This window comes from Pseudorhodoplanes sp. (assembly GCF_035565855.1).
In the GTDB taxonomy this organism is placed as follows: Bacteria; Pseudomonadota; Alphaproteobacteria; order Rhizobiales; family Xanthobacteraceae; genus Pseudorhodoplanes.
On the sequence record NZ_DATMRX010000004.1, the window covers coordinates 1 to 19,909 of the forward strand.

A 19,909-nucleotide genomic window follows, 5' to 3' on the forward strand; every position below is an offset into this window, starting at 1 on the left:
TCCCGCGCCGGTCGCGCAGACCTTCTTCGTCGACGAGGAGGTCGGCAAGAAGACGCGGCTCGATGCCGTGGTGACGGTCGCCGACGCCAAGTGGCTGAAGGACCGGCTGAAGGATGCCCCAGAAGCCAAGAACCAGATCGCGTTCGCCGACGTGATCCTTGTCAACAAGACCGATCTCGTCGACGAGGCTGATCTGCAGGAAGTCGAGGCGCGGATCCGCGGCATCAATCCTTACGCGAAGCTGCATCGCACGCAGCGGTCACAAATCGCGCTCGATCAGGTCTTGGACCGCAAGGCGTTCGATCTCGACCGTATCCTCGATATCGAGCCGGACTTCCTGCACGGCGATGGCCACGACCACGATCACGATCACGACCATCACCACGGCCATGATCACCACCACCATCACGACCATGGCCATCACCACCACGGCGTGAAGCATTATCACGACGAGGAGATGCAATCGATTTCGCTCTCGACCGACAAGCCGCTCGATCCGGACAAGTTCTTTCCGTGGATTCAGAAGCTGGTTGCCGAGGACGGTCCCGCCATCCTGCGCTCGAAGGGCATTCTGTCCTTCAAGGACGATCCCCAGCGCTTTGTCTTCCAGGGCGTTCATATGATCCTTGACGGCGATCATCAGCGGCCCTGGAAAGAGGGCGAGAAGCGCGAGAGCCGCATCGTCTTCATCGGCAAGAAGCTGCCGGAGGAGAAGATCCGCAAAGGCTTCGCGGCGTGCGAGGCCTGATTTCCGGTTACGGTGGAATCGCATCTTCCGTGTCGTGTCGTCCCCGCTTGCGCGGGGACGATGGTGCATTTGAGAGGTTTCCAGGAAGACTTGGAATTTGTTGATGTCTGACGTTCGCCCAAACACCCCCTCGGTTGCCGATCGTATCCACCCCGTTGCGACCGAAGGCTCTGTGATCGCAGTTTACTTTCTTGGCGATAAGGCAGCATTCGTGCTCGCCGAGGAAGCCGCGCTGCTGGTCGATGCCGGCGGCGAAAGCAGGCGCATCGCGCTGCATGACGGCGGGGTTCTGTCGTCAGCCGGCGACGGCACGCGGATCGTCACCGGTGGCGACGACGGTAAGGTGATCGAGCTCGATGCGGCAGGCGTCACGCGCGCCGTCTCCACCGATGCGAAGCGCAGATGGATTGATCACGTCACGCTCGGCCCGGATGGCAGCGTCGCGTGGTCGGCGGGCAAGAGTGTGCATACCGCAAGCCGCAAGGGCGAGGTGAAATCGCTCGATCTGCCCTCGACCGCCGGCGGCCTTGCCTTTCTGCCGAAGGGATTCCGCCTCGCGATTGCGCATTATAATGGCGCGTCGCTCTGGTTTCCGAATGCGCAGGTCAAGCCTGAAGTTCTCGAGTGGAAGGGTTCGCATCTCGGCATCACCGTAAGTCCTGACGGGCGCTTTCTGGTCACGACCATGCAGGAGCCGATGCTGCATGGCTGGCGTCTGGTGGACGGCAAGCACATGCGGATGTCGGGTTATGCGAGCCGCGTCCGGTCGATGAGCTGGACGGCGGATGGGGCCTTCCTTGCCACTGGGGGATCCGATCAGCTCATCCTGTGGCCGTTCTCCGGCAAGGACGGCCCGATGGGAAAACAGCCGACGCTGTTGGCACCCCATGGCAAAAAACTAGCCGTGGTCGCCTGTCACCCGAAGCAGCCGGTGGTTGCGGCGGGTTACGAGGATGGCCTTGTGCTCCTCGTGCGTCTCGACGACGGCGCCGAAGTGCTCGTTCATTCCTCCGACCTCAATACGCCGGTCACGGCGCTTGCCTGGAGCGGCGATGGCTTGCGGCTCGCCTTCGCCTGTGAAGACCGGGCGGCCGGCCTTGTGGACTTGGCTTGAGGCGGCGCTAGACTTGCCCCGACGCAAATGTCGGAGGGGCGTGATGATTCGACGAAGCCGGACGGTTCTGGTTGCTGTCGCCATCCTGTTGGGGCTCGCAAGCCAGGCGCTGGCGCTGCCCAAGAAGGTCATCATCCTGCGTCACGGCGAGAAGGAGAACGATTTCGCGCTGTGCCGGATCGGTCTCGATCGTTCCCTGGCGCTCGCGGCGCAATTCCTCGGACAGGGGGCAAAGCATTCGCTGTTCGCGTCCGGCGAGAAGCCGGCGGCGATCTTCGGCATCACGTTGCATACGCTCGAACTTGCATCGCCCGCCGCCGCAACCTGGGAAATGCCGGTGACGACATTCTCCGTCGTGCCGCTGCCCGGTATCGATCTCACGCCGCAGCTCAACCTGCGGACCCAGCAGGCGGTCGGCGCGCTGATGGATGATCCGCGCTACGACGGCAAGACCGTCGTCATGGTGTGGGAGCATCACCACATCGCCGATCAAAAGATGGAGCTGAAATTCCCCGATCAGAAGGTCACGCTGCGCCAGCTTCTCAACCTCGACAAGCTGCCGGACGTGCCCGACACCTGGCCCAGCCAAACCTACGATTTCTTCTGGGTCGTGGAATACGGAACCACCGGCTCGCGGGTGCCGACAAGCTTCAGGATGGTCCGGCAGGAGTTCACCGCCCCGTTCGACAAGGTGCCCTCGAACGAATGGGGCAAGCGCGCCAAGCTGCCGATGGGCAGCAAGTGTTTGCCGTAGAGGCTTTTCTTTCCCTCTTCTGAAAGAAGAGGGCCGTACTGCGAAGCAATCCCGGGTGGGGTCCTTGCTGAAGCGGCTCCCACCCGACCTCGCGTCGCGCAGTCACTCTCCCCCCGTCAGCGGGGGGAGAGATAAGACTCACCGCACCAGAATGTTCTTGAACTGCCAGGGATCGCTCTCGTCGAGATCCTCGGGAAACAAACCGGGCCGGCCGTCCAGAGGCGTCCAGTCGGTGTAATAGCCCTTCACCGGTCCGAGATACGGCCGCTGGATTTCGAGGCAGCGCTTGAATTCCATCTCGTCGGCCTCGACGATGCCTTCGTTCGGATTCTCCAGCGCCCAGACCATGCCGGCGAGCACGGCCGAGGTCACCTGCAAGCCGGTCGCGTTCTGGTACGGTGCAAGCTGGCGCGTCTCTTCCAGCGAAAGCTGCGAGCCGTACCAATAGGCGTTCTTCTTGTGCCCATAGAGCAGCACGCCGAGTTCGTCGATGCCGTCGGTCAGTTCGTCCTCGTCGAGGACATGCAGCTTGTCCTGCACCTTGCCTCCGCTGCCGAACAATTCGAACCACGACAGCACCGCGTCATCGGCCGGATGATAGGCATAGTGGCAGGTCGGCCGATACACCGGCTTTCCGTCTTCGAACACCGTGAAATAGTCGGTGATCGAGATCGACTCGTTGTGCGTGACGAGGAATCCGTATTGCGGCCCGGGCGTCGGGCACCAGGTGCGAACGCGCGTGTCGGCGCCCGGCCGCATCAAGTAGATTGCGGGCGCGTTCGGATCGTCGTGACGGCGCGCGTAGTCCGGCATCCATTTCTCGTGCGTGCCCCAGCCGAGTTCCGCCGGTTGCAGGCCTTCGGATATGAAGCCTTCCACCGACCACGTATTGAGAAACACGTTGCGCGGCTTGGGTGACTTCGTGCGCTGGGTATCGCGTTCGGCGATGTGGATGCCCTTGACGCCGGCGTGACGCAGAAGGCTCGCCCATTCCTCGCGGGTGGTGGGGTCCGGAACGTTGAGGTTGAGGTCGCGCGCCAGATTGAGCGCCGCCTGCTTGACGAAGAACGATACCATGCCGGGATTGGCGCCGCAGGTGGAGACCGCGGTCGGACCGCCCGGATTCCTGCGCTTCGCCGCAAGCGTCATTTCGCGCAAAGCGTAGTTCGAACGCTCGGCGGGGCCTTTCGACTTGTCGAAATAGAAGCCGAGCCACGGCTCGTTTACGGTGTCGATATAGAGCGCGCCGAGCGAACGGCACAGCTCCATGATGTCGACCGAACCGGTGTCGACCGAGAGGTTGACGCAGAAACCCTGGCCACCGCCATTGGTGAGGAGCGGCGTCAGCAGCTCCTTGTAGTTTTCGCGTGTGACATGCTTCTGGATGAAGGGGATGCCGCGCTCATCGGCAATCCACTTGTTGAGCGGATCGGGATCGATGATCACCATGCGCGACTTGTCGTACTCGAAATGCCGTTCGATCAGCGGCAACGTGCCGCGCCCGATCGAGCCAAAGCCAACGATAACGATGGGACCCTCGATCTTGCCGTAAACGGGCCAATCGGTCATTTCGCGTCACTCCAGCGCTGGAACGAAAATGAAAAGGGCGGGGTATCGCGGCTTCTGCGATACCCGCCCAGAAGCGGCCGCGCAAATTCAGGCTGCGCGGGGTGTGGAAGCGTTGGCGGAACCGTTTGATGCCGCTGCGGCAGGCGTGCGCCGGCCGGGCTTCGGAACGCGGCGCCCGGCGGCGGCGATCATGCCGCTGGCTCCGTCGAGTGCGCCCGCTTGCAGTTCGAGTCCGAGCAGACGGTCCTGCTGGTACGCACCAGGCATCGACAGCCGGCCGGTCTTGTCCGCCGAGAATCCGAAGCGTCCGTAATACGGCGCGTCGCCGACCAACAGGATCGCGCCATGCCCGCGCATGCGCGCGACCGCGATCGCCTGCTTCATCAGCTTGCCGCCAATGCCCTTGCCTTGATGCTCCGGCGACACCGCGAGCGGGCCGAGCAGCAGCGCGTTCTGCCCCGTGCCGGCCGACACGTCCCACAGACGCACCGAGCCGACGACGCGGCCTTTCTCGGTCGCGACAAAGGACAGGCCGGCCGACGGCAGACGATCTTCGCGCAGGCGCTGCGAGGGCTTGGTGAAGCGGACATCGCCATAGGCGCGGTCGAGCAAGGCCTCGCGCGCGTTGTGGTCGGTGTGGCGTTCTTGGCGAATGGCAATCATGGCCATCTCCTTCCGAGCCCCGCCTTTGCGCGGGACGGCTTCAGTCCTGAGAGTGAAGGGAAGGGAGGTCGGCTTTTTAGCCGACCTCCGGCGTTGTCAGATGTGGCCCGATCGCGGAGCGATCAGATGTGGCCCGATCGCGGAGCGATCAGATGTGGACCGTCTTCAGCGGCGGGAAACCGTTGAAGGCTACCGACGAGTAGGTCGACGTGTAGGCGCCGGTGCCTTCGATCAGCAGCTTGTCGCCGATCTCGATCGAGACCGGCAGCAGATAGGGCTGCTTCTCGTACAGCACGTCCGCCGAGTCGCAGGTCGGGCCTGCGAGGATGCACGGCGCCGTTTCGCCTCCATCACGCGGCGTCCTGATCGGATACCGGATCGCCTCGTCCATCGTCTCGGCGAGCCCGCCGAACTTGCCGATGTCGAGATAGACCCAGCGCACCTCGTCCTCCTCGCTCTTCTTGGAGACGAGAACGACTTCGGTCTCGATCACGCCGGCGTTGCCGACCATGCCGCGGCCCGGCTCGATGATGGTTTCCGGGATGCGGTTGCCGAAATGCTTGCGCAGCGCCCGGAAGATCGCCGAGCCGTAGGTCCTCACCGACGGGACGCTCTTCAGATACTTGGTCGGGAAGCCGCCGCCGAGATTCACCATCGACAGGTTGATTCCCCGCTCGCCGCATTCCCTGAACACGGCCGCCGACTGCGCCAACGCACGGTCCCAGGCATGCTGGTTGCGCTGCTGCGAACCGACATGGAAGGAGATGCCGTAGGCGATGAGGCCCTGCCGATGCGCATGCTCGAGAACGTCCGCAGCCATGGCCGGCTCGCAACCGAATTTGCGCGAGAGCGGCCATTCGGCACCGGCGCCGTCGCAGAGGATGCGGCAGAACACCTTCGAGCCGGGCGCCGCGCGGGCGATCTTGTCGACCTCGGGCTTGCAGTCGACCGCGAACAGGCGAACGCCCAGCTCGTAGGCGCGCGCGATGTCGCGCTCCTTCTTGATGGTGTTGCCATAGGAGATGCGATCCGGCGTCGCGCCTGCAGCGAGCGCCACCTCGATCTCGGCGACCGAGGCGGTGTCGAAGCAGGAGCCGAGCGAAGCCAGAAGCGACAGCACTTCCGGCGCCGGGTTCGCCTTCACGGCATAGAACACGCGGCTGTCCGGCAGCGCCTTGGCGAAGGCATTGTAGTTGTCGCGCACGACGTCGAGATCGACGACCAGCACGGGTCCGTCGTCAACGCGGTTGCGCAGGAATTCGCGAATGCGGTCGGTCATGGTCTTCCCCAAACAGCGCGCTGCGGGCGAACGCCGGAAGTGCCGGCAAACGCCCTCGGTATGCGTCTGATGGCGAACCCACGCTGCCGTGCGATGGAGGTCACGACGAGCGGTGTTCGACACCGGACAATGCTGCCGTGGATTGGATGGGAAGATCCCGTCCGCACACCTGGCAATGAAGGACAAGCCCTTTCGGAACCAGACCGGCTTTTGGACAGCCGGCGATAGCCAAAAAAGCCCGCTCCGTCGTTGCTTTAAGTCGCGTCCTCAGCGGAGAACTGAGTTCGCCGGTTTCGCCTCCGGCTGCCGGTCAGAGTTCTTGGAGAGACTCTCCGTAGAGAGCTTTGGTCTCCCCAGGCGGCTGGCGGGCCTCTTGTCCCGCTACCTACCGACCGACACGCGACCACAGGCACGTGCGAAATTGGGCAAAGGCGGAAATAATCCATTCATGCTGCATGTCAAGCAATACATGCGCGGCTGTGTGAAAATGTTCAGACATTACCAACGTGTTAACGTCGCGCCCGCGTGAGCGCGCAGCAACGGCAAGGAAGACGCCGCTTCAAGGCACCGCAACTACGCAATCGACTCCGAACAACGGACTTTTATCGCGTCTGCCCCGCGGCGCGCGCGACTTCGCCGAGCTCCGGAAGGCGTCTGTCAGCGAGCGATTCGAATCAGTTGAAGACGGGAGAGCACCGGGGCGGTGGCAGGCTTCGTCAGCTCAGCGGCTGAACGGCTCGACCTTCTGCGCGAAGCGCACGAACCGGAACATGATGTAGGCGCCGATCGCGAGCAGGATCACATCCAGAATGCGCCGGATGGTGTCGTCGAAACCGAACAGGTTGGCGATCGCCCAGCTGCCTGCGAAGGCCGCGCCGAACACCTCGGCGCCGATCAGGATCGCGGCGCTGGCCACCGTCATCACATTGATCCACTGGATGCGGCTGCCGCCGGCGGGGCGCGTGGTCTTTTCGGTAGCTTCGGCGTTCATGGGTCGTCCGGTTCGATGGGCGCGCAATGTCGTCCAAACCCGCCCCGCGATCAAGGCTGGAATTGGGGTCTCGAAAGCCCCATCTCGGAGGCTGGACCTCTGCTCCCATCCGCAAAAGTCGAGATATTTCAAAGCATGACTGCCTTGGCCGCGCCCGCCCCCCCGACACAACCCGAGAATCCTTTGCTGGCGCCTTGGATCGGGCGCTTCGAGGTTCCCCGGTTCCAGGAGATCGATCCGGCGCATTTCGTTCCGGCTTTCGAGCAGGCGATGGCGGAACACAATGCCGAGATCGCCGCGATCGTCGGCAATCCGGAGACGCCGAGCTTCGACAACACCATCGCGGCGCTGGAGAATGCCGGGCGCACCCTGTCCCGTGTCTCGGACGTGTTCTATGTGCTGACAGGCGCGCACACCAACGAGGCCATCCAGGCGGTCGAGCGGGAAATGTCGCCGCGCCTTGCCGCCCATCACAATGCGATTCGCCTGAACGGCGACCTGTTCCGCCGCATCGATCAGGTGATGCGTGCTGCGGCCGATGCCGGACTGGACGCGGAACAGGCGCGCGTGCTGGAGCGCTATCACACCGGGTTCCGGCGCGCCGGCGCGCATCTCAATGAGGCGGCCAAGCGGCGCCTCGCCGCCATTGGCGAGCGGCTGGCTTCGCTCGGCACCGCCTTCAGCCAGAACGTGCTGGCCGACGAGCGCGACACCTATATCGAACTGACATCGGAGGACGATCTCGCCGGCCTGCCGGATTTCGTCCGCTCGGCCGCGCGCAAGGCCGCCGAAGAGCGCGGGCTCACCGGGCGCTCGGTCATCACCCTGTCGCGCTCGAGCGTCGAGCCCTTCCTGCAATATTCCTCACGCCGCGACCTGCGCGAAAAGGCGTTCCGCGCCTGGATCGCGCGGGGCGACAAGGGCGGGACGACCGACAACAAGGCGATCATCGCCGAGATGGTGGCCCTGCGCGCCGAGCGCGCGAGGCTGCTCGGCTATCCGACCTATGCCGATTATCGCCTCGACGACGCGATGGCGAAGACCCCGCGCGCGGTGCGCGATCTTCTGGGCGAGGTCTGGCCGCGTGCGCTGAAGCGCGCGCTTGCCGATCGCGATGCCCTGCAGGCGCTGGCGCAGGCCGAAGGCGGCAATTTCAGGATCGCGCCCTGGGACTGGCGCTATTACGCGGAGAAGCTGCGCAAAAAGCTGCACGATGTCGACGAGGCGTCGATCAAGGAATATCTGCAACTCGACAACATCGTCGCGGCGGCCTTCGACACCGCGACTCGCCTGTTCGGCCTGCGCTTCAAGGAAGTGAAGGACGTCGCCGCCTGGCATCCGGACGTTCGCACCTTCGAGGTGACGGATTCCTCCGGCAACCACGTCGCCCTGTTTTTCGGCGATTATTTCGCCCGACCGTCCAAGCACAGCGGCGCCTGGATGACCTCGCTGCGCGATCAGGAAAAGCTCGCCGGCGATGTCCGTCCGTTGATCGTCAATGTGATGAACTTCAACAAGGGCGCCGACGGCAAGCCGGCGCTTCTGAGCTACGACGACGCCCGCACGCTGTTTCACGAATTTGGCCATGCCCTCCACGGCATGCTGTCCGACGTCACCTATCCGATGATCGCGGGCACCAATGTCGATACCGATTTCGTGGAACTGCCCTCGCAGCTCTACGAACACTGGTTCGAACGGCCGGAGGTGCTGCGGAAATTCGCGGTGCATTACCGCACCGGCGAGCCGATCCCGGAAGACCTGCTGCGCAAGGTGCTTGCCGCGCGGACCTTCAATCAGGGCTGCGCCACGGTGGAATATGTCTCGTCGGCGCTGGTCGACCTCGAATTTCATTCGCTGCAATCGGCCGAGGCGCTGGATGTCTCGCGCCTCGAGCGCGAGACGCTCGACCGGCTCGGCATGCCCGAGGAGATCGTGATGCGGCATCGCTCGCCGCACTTCCAGCACATCTTCGCGGGCGCCAGCTATTCGTCCGCCTATTACAGCTACATGTGGTCGGAAGTGCTCGACGCCGATGCGTTCCGCGCCTTCGAGGAGGCGGGCGACGTCTTCGATCCCGCGACCGCCCACCGGCTGCGTGACAATATCTATGCCGCGGGCGGACGCCGCGCGTCCGACGAGGCCTATATCGCCTTCCGCGGAAAGCTGCCGAGCGTCGATGCGCTTCTGGAGCGGCGCGGATTGCTGGATGCGGTGCCGGCCGGGGAGGCGTAGCTTCTGCCTCGCGCATAGCCGGGCTTGTACCGGCCATCCACGTCTTTTAGTGCTGATCATCTTTTAGACGTGGATGCCGGACAAGGCCGTATAACCCGAGATGATCAATACACATTCCGCCGGCCATCGCCGTGGCGTTGCCGCCGCTCCCCATTTCGCCGCTGCCGAAACTGGCCGGTTGATCCTCGCCGAGGGCGGCAATGCGCTGGAGGCGATGGTCGCGATGGCGGCCTCGATCGCGGCCGTCTATCCGCACATGACGCATATCGGCGGCGACGGCTTCTGGCTCATACGCGAGCCGAATGGCAGCGTGCGCGCGCTGATGGCGCCTGGTCCCGCGGGCGCGAAGGCGACGGTCGCGCTCTATCGCGAGGCCGGTCACGACGCGATCCCGGCACGCGGCCCGCTGGCGGCGCTGACCGTGCCGGGCGCGATCGGCGGCTGGATGCTTGCGCTCGAGGCGGCAAAGGCCTTCGGCGGCAAGATGCCGCTCGATGTCCTTCTCGCCCCGGCGATAACGCAGGCGCGCGACGGCTATGTCGTCAGCCGGAGCCAGCATGCGCTGACCCGCGACAAGCTGGCCGAGATGGGCGAGGCGAGTGGCTTTGCGCAAACCTTCCTCGCAGACGGCAAGGTGCCCGAGCAAGGCGCGGTGATGAAGCAGACGGCCCTGTCGGCCACGCTCGATCACCTTGCGAATGCGGGACTGGACGATTTTTACCGGGGCGACGTTGGGCGCGAGATCGCAGCCGATCTTGAGCGCATCGGATCGCCGGTGACACGCGCCGACCTCGAACGCTACCGCGCCTATGTCGCCGAGCCGCTCTCGGTGCCGCTGCAGATCGGCACGCTCTACAACGCGCCTCCGCCGACGCAGGGGTTGGCCTCGCTGATCATCCTTGCGCTGTTCGAGCGGCTGCGCGTGGCGAAAGCCGAAAGCTTCGATTTCGTCCACGGTCTCGTCGAATCGACCAAGCGTGCATTTCGCGTGCGCGACCGGGTGGTCACCGATCCGGCGCGGATCGCCGAGCCGCTCGATCGCTACCTTGCTGCCGGCTTCCTCGACGCCGAGGCGATGAAGATCGATCGCAAGAAGGCGGCGCGCTGGCCCGCACCCTATGGGGAGGGAGACACCATCTGGATGGGTGCCGCGGACGCGTCCGGCCTCGTCGTGTCCTACATCCAGTCGATCTATTGGGAATTCGGTTCGGGCTGCGTGCTGCCGCGCACCGGCGTGCTGATGCAAAATCGCGGGGCGAGCTTTTCACTGGAGAAGGGCGCGCTGAATGCACTGCAGCCGGGCCGCTTGCCCTTCCACACTCTCAATCCGGCCCTGGCAGAGCTGAAGGACGGGCGCGTCATGGCCTATGGCACCATGGGCGGGGACGGGCAGCCGCAGACGCAAGCCATGATCTTCTCGCGGCATGTGATGTTCCGGCAGTCTTTGCCGGAGGCGATCGAGGCGCCGCGCTGGCTGCTTGGCCGCACCTGGGGCTCGACCCATACGAATCTGCGGATGGAGTCGCGCTTCGACGGCAATCTGATCGACCGACTGATGTCGGCCGGCCACGATGTCGCGGTGCTGGAGGAAGCCTTCTCCGATACCATGGGCCACGCTGGCGCGGTTGTGCTCCATCCGGACGGAACGATGGAGGGGGCGCACGATCCAAGAGCCGATCCAGGTGCGTTCGGGGTTTGACTTAGGGGCACTCCCGCCGTGAGGGCCAGTGCAACGCCTCGCCCGCCTCCATTCCGCCGCCTTCCGTGATATTGTGCCGCAACATCGCTTCGGCATCTGGAACCCCATGATCTCCCGCATCCTTCGTCCGCTTGCGCTCGGCGTCCTGGCGCTCGGCTGTTCCGTATTCGCCGCGCACGCGCATCCGCATGTCTATGTCACGATGACCAGCGAGATCGTGTTCGACAGCCAGGGACAGATGACCGGCATCCGTCATCACTGGACTTTCGACGACATGTTTTCGTCCTATGCGACGCAAGGGCTGGAATCGAAGGAGAAGGGCAAGTTCACGCGCGAGGAGCTGCAGCCGCTCGCCGAGGTGAATGTCACGTCCCTGAAGGAGTATGACTTCTTCACGCAGGGCAAGATGAACGGCAAGAAGGCGGAGTTCGAACTGCCGGTGGACTATTTCCTTGAGCAGAAGGACGATTTGCTGACCCTCCACTTCACGCTGCCTCTGAAGACACCGGTCGCGACCAAGGATATCGATCTCGAAATCTACGATCCGCTTTATTTCGTTGCGTTCGAATTCGACAAAAAGGAACCGATCACGCTGAAGGGCGCTCCGGCCTCCTGCAAACTGTCGACGGTGAAGCTCGGCGACGAGTCGCAGTCGAAGTCGCTGAGCGAGTCGCTTTTCTCCCGGCCCGATCCCAACAATCCGTTTGGGGCGCAATTCGCGAACAAGATTGCCGTGAAATGCTGACAGGCCGCCGGCCGATGTCTCGTCTATGGTTGCTCGTTGGCGTCGTGGCCATCGCCTCATTGTCGATCGCGCTCGCGGCCGATCCCGCGCTTGCACAGGCAAGTCCGTTCGGCGCACCGCGTACTCAGCTCGCCGCGCCCCCGGACGGCATCGTCGGGTGGCTCCTCGCCAAACAATCCGAATTCTATCGTGGCCTCTCCGGCGCTATCCGTGCGGCGAAGAAGGATGGCAGCGCCGTGTGGACGCTGTTCGCGCTGTCCTTTGCCTACGGCGTGTTTCATGCCGCGGGACCGGGGCACGGCAAGGCGGTGATCTCGTCCTATGTCGTCGCCAATGGCGAAACCTGGTGGCGGGGCGTCGTCCTGTCTTTCGCGTCGGCAATTCTGCAGGCGGTGGTCGCGGTGGCGATCGTCGGCATTGCCGCGGTCTTGCTGGGCGCGACCCGCCGCACCATGGACGGCACGGTATGGTGGATCGAGGTGGTCAGCTACGGGTTGATCGCGGTGCTTGGCGCGCGCCTTCTCTGGGTCAAGGGCCGCGCCTTGATCGCCTCATGGCGCAAGTATCGTGCCGGCAACGCAGCGCATAGTCATGGGCACGGATCGGCACACGCGAACGACCATGCGCATTCTCACGCGCACCACGATCACGCGCATCATGGTCACGCCCACCACCATGACGAGGCTCACGGCCACCCCCATCACGGGGCGGCCTGTAGCGGCCATCACCATCATCATGGCCACGACCATGACCATGACGATCATGCGTCGGCCTGGGGGCACGCGCATGCGCCCGAGCCGCAGGAGCTTGCCGGCCCCGGCGGCTGGACGCGCGGTTTGTCGGCCATCGTCGCGGTCGGTTTGCGCCCCTGTTCCGGTGCGATCCTGGTTCTTGTCTTCGCGCTGGCGCAGGGGCTGTTCTGGGCGGGCGTCGTCTCGACCTTCATCATGGGTCTCGGCACAGCTATCACCGTCGCCGCGATCGCAACGCTTGCGGTCGGGGCGCGCGGGCTCGCGCAGCGATTTGCATCGAGCCGGCCAGGACCCGGCATGCTGGTGCTGCGCGGACTGGAGGTCGCGGCCGCGCTCCTAGTGCTGGTATTCGGGATTGCCCTCCTGACCGGCTACATCGCGAGCGAGCGGATGTTCGCTTAGGGCGCGCGCGCCGCTATAGTCTGCGGGCAAAGGACTCGCAGACTAAGATGCTTCGTCTTGCTGACATAATCGATTGGGTGAATACGGCCATCGGACGCGCCGCCGCGTGGCTGTGCGTTGTCGTCGTTGGGGTGCAGTTTGCGGTCGTGTTGCTGCGTTATCTGTTCGGAACCGGCTCGATCCGGCTGCAGGAAGCGATTGTCTACAGCGCGAGCGCGATGTTCCTTCTGGTGGCGGCGTGGACGCTGAAACAGGAGGGCCATGTTCGCGTCGACATCCTCTACACCGCCGCAAGTCCGCGCCGGAAAGCGATTGTGGATCTGTGCGGGGCCGTCTTGCTGCTGATCCCGTTCGCCGCGGCGATCCTGTATTTCTCCTGGCCCTATGTCGCCCGGTCCTGGGCAATCATGGAAGGCTCGCGCGAGGCGGGCGGCCTGCCGCTGGTCTTTGCGCTGAAGACACTGATTCCGGTTTTTGCCGCGATGCTGATATTGCAGGGGCTCGCGCAAGCGAGCCGCGCCTGGGCGGTGCTCACGCGCCGGGCCGTGGCCTGACCGATGGCCGAAATTTTCGCGATCCTGCTGGTTCTTGCGATCTGCGTTGCGCTGTTCGCGGGATATCCGGTTGCCTTCACACTCGGCGGTGTTTCGCTCTTGTTCGCCGCCGCTGGAAGTGCGTTCGATCTCTTCAATATCGGATTTCTGGGCGCATTACCGCAGCGCATTTTCGGCGTGATGACCAGCGAGGTGCTGCTGGCCATCCCGCTCTTCATCTTCATGGGCGTGATCCTCGAACGTTCGCGGATTGCCGAGGATCTCCTTGAATCCATCGGCCGCCTGTTCGGCACGATGCGCGGCGGATTGGGACTTGCGGTGGTACTGGTCGGCGCATTGCTGGCGGCATCGACAGGAATTGTCGGCGCTACGGCTGCCACCATGGGCCTGATCGTGTTGCCGGTAATGCTCCGCCACGGCTACGACCCGCGTCTCGCCTCCGGTGTCGTTGCAGCGTCGGCGACGCTTGCGCAGATCATTCCGCCGTCGACGGTACTGGTCGTGCTGGGCGATGCGCTCAATAATGCCTATCAGGCGGCGCAATTGTCGAAAGGCGTGTTTGCGCCGCAAGCCGTGACCGTCAGCGATCTCTTTGCGGGCGCGCTGCTCCCCGGCATGCTGCTCGTGGCGCTGTACATGCTTTATGTCATTGCCACCGCATGGGTTTCCCCGAAATCCGCGCCGGCAATCCCGCCCGATCCGGATCCGCTGATGGGCGTGGCGCGTGTCCGTCAGCTCATCGCGGCGCTCGCCGCGCCGGTCATTCTCATTGTCGCCGTGCTGGGATCGATCCTTGCCGGAATCGCAACGCCGACCGAAGCCGCGTCGGTCGGCGCCGTCGGCGCGACTTTGCTCGCAGCCTTGCGGGGCACCGGGTCGTTCGCCAAGTCGCTGGTCGAGACCGTCATCAAGACCGCGCAGATGACGAGCATGATATTCGTCATCCTGATCGGGGCGACCATGTTCGGCCTCGTGTTTCGCGGCTTCGGCGGCGACGACCTCGTGCACAGCGCGCTCAGCGATCTGCCCGGCGGCACGGCCGGAGCGTTGCTCGCCGTGATGCTGGCGATGTTCCTCCTCGGCTTCGTCATGGACGCATTCGAGATCATCTTTGTGGTGGTGCCGATTGTCGCTCCGATTCTGCTCGCTATGCCCGGCGTGGATCCAATCTGGCTCGGCATCCTGATGGCGATGAACCTGCAGACCTCCTACATCCATCCGCCGCTTGGTCCGACCCTGTTCTTCCTGCGCGGCGTGGCGCCTCCCGAAATCACCACGCGACACATCTATGTCGGGATCATCCCCTTTGTCGTGATCCAGCTCGTCGCGCTGGTGGTATTGTGGATCGTGCCGCAACTCGCGACGGCGTTGCCGCGCGCACTTTATGGTGGGTCATGAAAGCCGCAGCGTTGTTCGATCTGTCAGGCGAGACCGCGCTCGTCACCGGAGCATCGTCGGGGCTCGGTGCGCGCTTTGCGCAGGTGCTGGCGGCGAATGGGGCGAGCGTCGCGTTGGTGGCGCGCCGCAGGGAGCGGCTCAAAACGCTGTGCGAAGCCATCGTCGCCAACGGCGGCACTGCGATGGCCATCGAAGCCGACGTGACCGACCGCGCAGCCATGATGCGCGCTTTTGACGATGTGCAACGTGCGTATGGAACTCCGACGATCGTCGTGAACAATGCCGGTGCGGCGCAAAGTGTGCGTGCGCTGGAGATGAGCGAAGAGGAATGGCGGCGCGTCCTCTCGCTCGACCTCGATTCGGTATTCTTCTGGTCGCAGGAAGCCGCGCGCCGCATGATCGCCGGTGGCGCCAAAGGCTCGATTGTCAATACGGCGTCGGTGCTCTCCTTCGGGGTCTCGAAAGGCGTCGCGGCCTATGCCGTTGCCAAGGCGGGGGTCGTGCAATTGACGAAGGCGCTATCCCTGGAACTCGCCTTCAAGGGCGTGCGGGTGAATGCCATCGCGCCCGGCTGGTTCGTGACTGATATCAATCGGAACTTCCTTGAGAGCGACAAGGGACAGGCGATGAAGCGAGCCATCCCGATGGGGCGCTTCGGCGCAGAGGGCGATCTCGACGGCGCGCTTCTGCTCCTCGCCTCGAAGGCTGGGGCCTACATCACCGGCACAACGGTCGTCGTGGACGGCGGTCAGGTCGTCGCACTGGCCTGATCCATAAGCAATTCGAATGCGTGACTTGCATTCAATTGGCTTGATGTGATCGCGAGCGCGCATCACTGTGCGCCACCTCGCACGGAATGTATCTCATGGACGGCTATGCCGGACGCCGCCCCAGCCTCGTCGATTCACGTTACGCCTGGTTAAGGCTTGGCGTTGCGCTGGTGCTTGGCACCGTCGGTAGCGTTGGCATGTGGTCCTACGTGGTCGCGTTGCCTGCCGTGCAAATGCATTTCGCGGTGACGCGCGCTGAAGCCAGCGTGCCTTACACCATGGCGATGGTTGGTTTCGCGGTAGGAAACCTTATTCTCGGGCGGCTCGCGGACCGGTTCGGAATCCTTGCGCCCATCCTGCTCAGCATCGTCTCGCTCGGCCTTGGTTATGTGGGGGCGGGGTTCGCACCGACAATGTGGCTCCTGTGCGCGGCCCATATCCTGATCGGATTTGGCAGCGCCGCTTCGTTCGGCCCCTTGATCGCCGATCTGTCGCACTGGTTCGAAAAGCGGCGCGGGATCGCGATCGCGATCGCCGCATCCGGAAACTACGTCGCTGGTGCGATATGGCCGCCGGTGTTGCAGCATTTCATCGCCAGCGATGGCTGGCGCGCCACCCATATCGGCGTCGGCATTGTCTGCGTTGCGGCGATGTTGCCACTATCGCTGGTGTTTCGCCGCCGCCTCGATGTGCATGGTGCCGGCAGCTTGCAGGCGCGTTCCTTTGTCCCGCCGGACATCGGTGTTTCGCAGAACACGCTGTTCGTTCTGCTGTGCATCGCCGGGATTGCCTGCTGTGTTGCGATGGCGATGCCGCAGGTGCATATCGTGGCTTATTGCGGCGATCTCGGTTACGGCGTCGCACGCGGCGCGGAGATGCTGTCTCTGATGCTCGCCTTCGGCATCGTGAGCCGGATCGGCTCTGGCTTCATTGCCGACCGGTTCGGCGGGGTCGTCACCTTGCTGATCGGTTCGGTGATGCAGGGGCTCGCGCTGTTTCTGTATTTCCTGTTCGACGGGCTAACCTCGCTCTACATCATCTCGATCCTGTTCGGCCTCTTCCAGGGCGGCATCGTGCCGAGTTACGCCGTCATCATCCGCGAATATTTTCCGCCGCAAGAAGCCGGCGCACGCGTCGGCACGCTCATCATGGCGACGGTGTTCGGCATGGCGCTGGGCGGCTGGATGTCCGGCTGGATCTTCGACCTGACCGGTTCCTATCGCGCCGCGTTCCTCAACGGGCTTGCCTGGAACCTGCTCAACCTGTCGATCGCCTTCTGGCTCTTGCGTGCCGGGCGGCCGGGGGCGCGGACTGCAGCGGCCTGACTCGCCCTTAGGCCTGCGCTGCCCGTTTCGACCAATCCGGGACGAGAGCGTCCTTGTGCATGATCGTGGACGAAGACGGTCTCGCCCGGGCTCCAATCATGGGGCTGGAAGGTCGCGGCGGTTGATCCGTTATTGTTCTCCTGCAATGCATGCACGCAATCTGTGAGGACCCTTCTGCACATCCGCGCTTGCGGTTCATGCCGGGCTCCCGCAGAATAGGTCTTGCCCGAATCCGCCTCGGCAGCGGCACCTCCAGGCCCTCGACAATCTGACGGGGGTGCCCTTAAAAGGTCAGCTTCACTGACCTATCTGCCACCTTGCTCATCTGATGAGCCGCGCCGGGCTAGCAATCGACTGCCCCGGTGCGCACATGAGGCATAGAGGATCGCGCATGGCTTTGCGGCAGGTCAGCCTTGACGACAAATACGACCTGACGAGACAGCAGGTTTTCGTCACCGGCTATCAGGCTCTGGTCCGGCTCTGCTTGATGCAGAAGGAGCGCGACCGGCGCGCCGGCCTCAATACTGCGGGCTTCGTCACCGGTTACCGCGGATCCCCGCTCGGCGGGCTCGACAATCAGTTCATCCGGGCGCGCAAGTTCCTGACGCCCAACGACATCATCATCCAGCCTGGTCTGAACGAGGACCTTGCCGCGACAGCCTTGTGGGGCACGCAGCAGGCAGAGCTCAGGGGCGAGGGCAAATTCGATGGCGTGTTCGGCGTCTGGTACGGCAAAGGCCCGGGCGTCGATCGCACCGGCGACGTATTCCGGCATGCCAATTTCGCCGGCTCATCCAAACACGGCGGCGTGCTGGCCCTGATGGGCGACGACCACACGGCGGAATCGTCCACAACCGCGCATCAGTCCGAATATCACTTCGTCGACGTGATGATCCCGATCCTGAATCCCGCCGGCGTTCAGGAGATCATCGATTACGGACTCTATGGGTTTGCCATGTCGCGCTTCTGCGGCACCTGGGCGGCGCTCAAATGCATGCATGAGACCGTGGAATCCACCGCGGTGGTCGACGGCTCTCTCGACCGCGTCAACATCGTGATCCCGCAGGATTTCGTCATGCCCGAAGGCGGACTGAATATCCGCCTGCACGACACCATTCTCGGTCAGGAGGCGCGGCTCTACGACTACAAGCGCGATGCGATGCTCGCTTTCATCCGCGCCAACAAGCTCAATCGCATGGTCACCTCCGGTGGCCCGAATGCGAAGATCGGCATCATCACCACCGGCAAGGCCTATCTGGATGTTCGCCAGGCGCTCGACGAACTCGGCATCGACGAGGTCCGCTGCAACCAGCTCGGCCTGCGCATCTTCAAGATCGGATGCCCCTGGCCTATCCCCCGGGACGAACTGGTCGCATTCGCCAATGGTCTCGATCTCATCATCGTGGTCGAGGAGAAGCGCTCGCTGATCGAAGTGCAGGTGCGCGAGGAATTATACGGCACCGCGAACCAGCCGGTCTGCATCGGCAAGAAGGACGAGCGGGGCAATTGGCTGTTCCCGATCAAGGGGGCGCTCGACCCGAACGAAGTCGCGATTGCCATCGGCGACCGCCTGCTGGCGCGCGGCCATGACGATGCGATCGCAACCCGCGTTTCCCAGCTCAAGCAGGCGCAACACGCGCTCTCCGAACTTCAGGAAGTCGCGGCGCGCACGCCGTATTTCTGTTCGGGCTGTCCGCATAACACCTCGACAAAGGTCCCGGAGGGGATGCGCGCCTATGCCGGCATCGGCTGCCATTACATGGCGCAGTTCATGGACCGCAACACGCTCGGCTATACCCATATGGGCGGCGAGGGTGCGAACTGGATCGGCGAGGCGCCGTTCTCGAAGCGCAATCACGTTTTCCAGAATCTGGGCGACGGCACCTACAATCACTCGGGCTATCTTGCGATCCGCGCGGCGATCGCCTCGGGCGTCAATATCACCTACAAGATTCTCTATAACGATGCGGTCGCGATGACTGGTGGTCAGCCGCACGAAGGCTCGCTGACGGTTCCGCAAATCGCGATGCAAGTCGCGGCGGAAGGCGTCAAGCGCATCGCAATCGTCAGCGACGATCCGCGCAAATACCCGAGCGGAATCGATTGGCCGAAAGGCATCACCTTCCACCACCGCGACGATCTGAATGAGGTGCAGAGGGAAATTGCGACCGTGCCGGGCACCTCGGTCCTGATCTACGATCAGACCTGCGCGGCCGAAAAGCGCCGCCGCCGCAAACGCGGCGCGTTCCCCGATCCCGAGAAGCGCGTGATCATCAACGAACTGGTCTGCGAAGGCTGCGGCGATTGCGGCGTCAAGAGCAATTGCGTTTCCGTGCAGCCACTGATGACCGAATGGGGCCGCAAGCGCACCATCGACCAGTCAAGCTGCAACAAGGATTATTCCTGCGTGAACGGGTTCTGCCCGTCCTTCGTCACGGTCCATGGCGCAAAGCCGAAGAAAGGCCGTGCGGTCGCGGAGGGCGACGTGCAGCCGCTGCCTTCGCCTGTGCTGCCCGTGATCGGTGAGCCTTACGGAATCATCGTGACCGGCATCGGCGGTACCGGCGTCGTGACCATCGGCGGTGTGCTCGGCATGGCGGCGCATCTGGAAGGCAAAGGGGTCGGCATCATCGATATGGCCGGCCTCGCGCAGAAGGGAGGCGCGGTCTATAGCCATATCCGCATCGCCAACAAGCCGGACGACATCCATGCCATCCGCATCGCCGCGGGTGGTGCTGACCTTGTGCTCGGCGGCGATATTGTGGTCGCCGGCAACTAGAAGGTGCTCGCCGCGGTGCGGCACGGGGTGACGCGCATGATCGTGAACCTCGCCGAATTCCTGCCCGGCGATTTCACCCGCAATGCCGATTTCTCGCTGCCGACCGAGCGGCTGAAACGAGCGATCGTCGCGGCG

General features: G+C 63.8%; 15 protein-coding genes and 1 pseudogene. 12 read left to right on the top strand and 4 right to left on the bottom strand.

Annotated elements, in window-relative coordinates; all coding sequences use genetic code 11:
- The 3 genes from VN004_RS00160 to VN004_RS00170 form a co-directional block, all read left to right on the top strand.
- On the top strand, nucleotides 1-748 hold a 748-nt coding region (locus VN004_RS00160; RefSeq protein WP_325606081.1), incomplete at its 5' end, for a GTP-binding protein.
- Nucleotides 749-851: 103 nt separating this feature from the next.
- A complete protein-coding gene (locus VN004_RS00165; protein WP_325606082.1) occupies nucleotides 852-1,862 on the top strand; it encodes a WD40 repeat domain-containing protein in 1,011 nt (336 codons plus the stop codon).
- 43 nt (nucleotides 1,863-1,905) lie between these two features.
- Complete coding sequence (locus VN004_RS00170) at nucleotides 1,906-2,616, top strand: histidine phosphatase family protein (protein ID WP_325606083.1); 711 nt, start codon at nucleotides 1,906-1,908, stop codon at nucleotides 2,614-2,616.
- A 138-nt stretch (nucleotides 2,617-2,754) separates the two neighbouring features.
- Here VN004_RS00170 and VN004_RS00175 read toward each other — a convergent pair whose 3' ends face one another.
- From VN004_RS00175 to VN004_RS00190, 4 genes are all read right to left on the bottom strand, one after another.
- Nucleotides 2,755-4,185: a homospermidine synthase gene (locus VN004_RS00175; protein WP_325606084.1), complete on the bottom strand. Its 1,431-nt coding sequence runs from the start codon at nucleotides 4,183-4,185 to the stop codon at nucleotides 2,755-2,757.
- An 87-nt stretch (nucleotides 4,186-4,272) separates the two neighbouring features.
- Complete coding sequence (locus VN004_RS00180) at nucleotides 4,273-4,848, bottom strand: N-acetyltransferase (protein WP_325606085.1); 576 nt, start codon at nucleotides 4,846-4,848, stop codon at nucleotides 4,273-4,275.
- Nucleotides 4,849-4,996: 148 nt separating this feature from the next.
- Nucleotides 4,997-6,127: a type III PLP-dependent enzyme gene (locus tag VN004_RS00185; RefSeq protein WP_325606086.1), complete on the bottom strand. Its 1,131-nt coding sequence runs from the start codon at nucleotides 6,125-6,127 to the stop codon at nucleotides 4,997-4,999.
- A gap of 721 nt (nucleotides 6,128-6,848) precedes the next feature.
- Entirely contained in the window at nucleotides 6,849-7,118 is a 270-nt protein-coding gene (locus VN004_RS00190; RefSeq protein WP_325606087.1) for a hypothetical protein, read from the bottom strand.
- A gap of 135 nt (nucleotides 7,119-7,253) precedes the next feature.
- Here VN004_RS00190 and VN004_RS00195 point away from each other — a divergent pair, with 135 nt between their 5' ends.
- The 9 genes and pseudogenes from VN004_RS00195 to VN004_RS00235 form a co-directional block, all read left to right on the top strand.
- On the top strand, nucleotides 7,254-9,350 hold the full coding sequence (locus tag VN004_RS00195; RefSeq protein WP_325606088.1) for a M3 family metallopeptidase: 2,097 nt from the start codon (nucleotides 7,254-7,256) through the stop codon (nucleotides 9,348-9,350).
- Between the two features lie 100 nt (nucleotides 9,351-9,450).
- Nucleotides 9,451-11,049 (top strand): gamma-glutamyltransferase family protein, encoded by a 1,599-nt coding sequence (locus VN004_RS00200; RefSeq protein ID WP_325606089.1) that lies wholly within the window; start codon nucleotides 9,451-9,453, stop codon nucleotides 11,047-11,049.
- Nucleotides 11,050-11,155: 106 nt separating this feature from the next.
- Complete coding sequence (locus tag VN004_RS00205; RefSeq protein ID WP_325606090.1) at nucleotides 11,156-11,794, top strand: DUF1007 family protein; 639 nt, start codon at nucleotides 11,156-11,158, stop codon at nucleotides 11,792-11,794.
- Nucleotides 11,795-11,808: 14 nt separating this feature from the next.
- Entirely contained in the window at nucleotides 11,809-12,948 is a 1,140-nt protein-coding gene (locus VN004_RS00210; RefSeq protein WP_325606091.1) for a nickel/cobalt transporter, read from the top strand.
- Nucleotides 12,949-12,995: 47 nt separating this feature from the next.
- Nucleotides 12,996-13,502 carry a TRAP transporter small permease subunit gene (locus tag VN004_RS00215; protein ID WP_325606092.1) on the top strand — a complete coding sequence of 169 codons (507 nt, stop codon included), beginning with the start codon at nucleotides 12,996-12,998 and terminating at the stop codon, nucleotides 13,500-13,502.
- A 3-nt stretch (nucleotides 13,503-13,505) separates the two neighbouring features.
- On the top strand, nucleotides 13,506-14,900 hold the full coding sequence (locus VN004_RS00220) for a TRAP transporter large permease subunit (protein WP_325606093.1): 1,395 nt from the start codon (nucleotides 13,506-13,508) through the stop codon (nucleotides 14,898-14,900).
- On the top strand, nucleotides 14,897-15,670 hold the full coding sequence (locus VN004_RS00225) for an SDR family NAD(P)-dependent oxidoreductase (RefSeq protein ID WP_325606094.1): 774 nt from the start codon (nucleotides 14,897-14,899) through the stop codon (nucleotides 15,668-15,670). Before VN004_RS00220 ends, VN004_RS00225 begins: the two co-directional genes overlap by 4 nt.
- A gap of 86 nt (nucleotides 15,671-15,756) precedes the next feature.
- Entirely contained in the window at nucleotides 15,757-16,995 is a 1,239-nt protein-coding gene (locus tag VN004_RS00230; protein ID WP_414710209.1) for an MFS transporter, read from the top strand.
- A gap of 391 nt (nucleotides 16,996-17,386) precedes the next feature.
- Nucleotides 17,387-19,909 (top strand): annotated as a pseudogene (locus VN004_RS00235) (indolepyruvate ferredoxin oxidoreductase family protein); the annotation flags it as partial.

Bases quoted from the DNA above. Each gene is read 5' to 3' on its own strand.
- VN004_RS00205 (WP_325606090.1), top strand. From the start codon at position 11,156: ATGATCTCCCGCATCCTTCGTCCGCTTGCGCTCGGCGTCCTGGCGCTC.
- VN004_RS00225 (WP_325606094.1), top strand. From the start codon at position 14,897: ATGAAAGCCGCAGCGTTGTTCGATCTGTCAGGCGAGACCGCGCTCGTC.
- VN004_RS00165 (WP_325606082.1), top strand. From the start codon at position 852: ATGTCTGACGTTCGCCCAAACACCCCCTCGGTTGCCGATCGTATCCAC.
- VN004_RS00230 (WP_414710209.1), top strand. From the start codon at position 15,757: ATGTATCTCATGGACGGCTATGCCGGACGCCGCCCCAGCCTCGTCGAT.
- VN004_RS00210 (WP_325606091.1), top strand. From the start codon at position 11,809: ATGTCTCGTCTATGGTTGCTCGTTGGCGTCGTGGCCATCGCCTCATTG.
- VN004_RS00220 (WP_325606093.1), top strand. From the start codon at position 13,506: ATGGCCGAAATTTTCGCGATCCTGCTGGTTCTTGCGATCTGCGTTGCG.
- VN004_RS00180 (WP_325606085.1), bottom strand. From the start codon at position 4,848: ATGATTGCCATTCGCCAAGAACGCCACACCGACCACAACGCGCGCGAG.
- VN004_RS00185 (WP_325606086.1), bottom strand. From the start codon at position 6,127: ATGACCGACCGCATTCGCGAATTCCTGCGCAACCGCGTTGACGACGGA.
- VN004_RS00200 (WP_325606089.1), top strand. From the start codon at position 9,451: ATGATCAATACACATTCCGCCGGCCATCGCCGTGGCGTTGCCGCCGCT.
- VN004_RS00175 (WP_325606084.1), bottom strand. From the start codon at position 4,185: ATGACCGATTGGCCCGTTTACGGCAAGATCGAGGGTCCCATCGTTATC.
- VN004_RS00170 (WP_325606083.1), top strand. From the start codon at position 1,906: ATGATTCGACGAAGCCGGACGGTTCTGGTTGCTGTCGCCATCCTGTTG.
- VN004_RS00215 (WP_325606092.1), top strand. From the start codon at position 12,996: ATGCTTCGTCTTGCTGACATAATCGATTGGGTGAATACGGCCATCGGA.
- VN004_RS00190 (WP_325606087.1), bottom strand. From the start codon at position 7,118: ATGAACGCCGAAGCTACCGAAAAGACCACGCGCCCCGCCGGCGGCAGC.
- VN004_RS00195 (WP_325606088.1), top strand. From the start codon at position 7,254: ATGACTGCCTTGGCCGCGCCCGCCCCCCCGACACAACCCGAGAATCCT.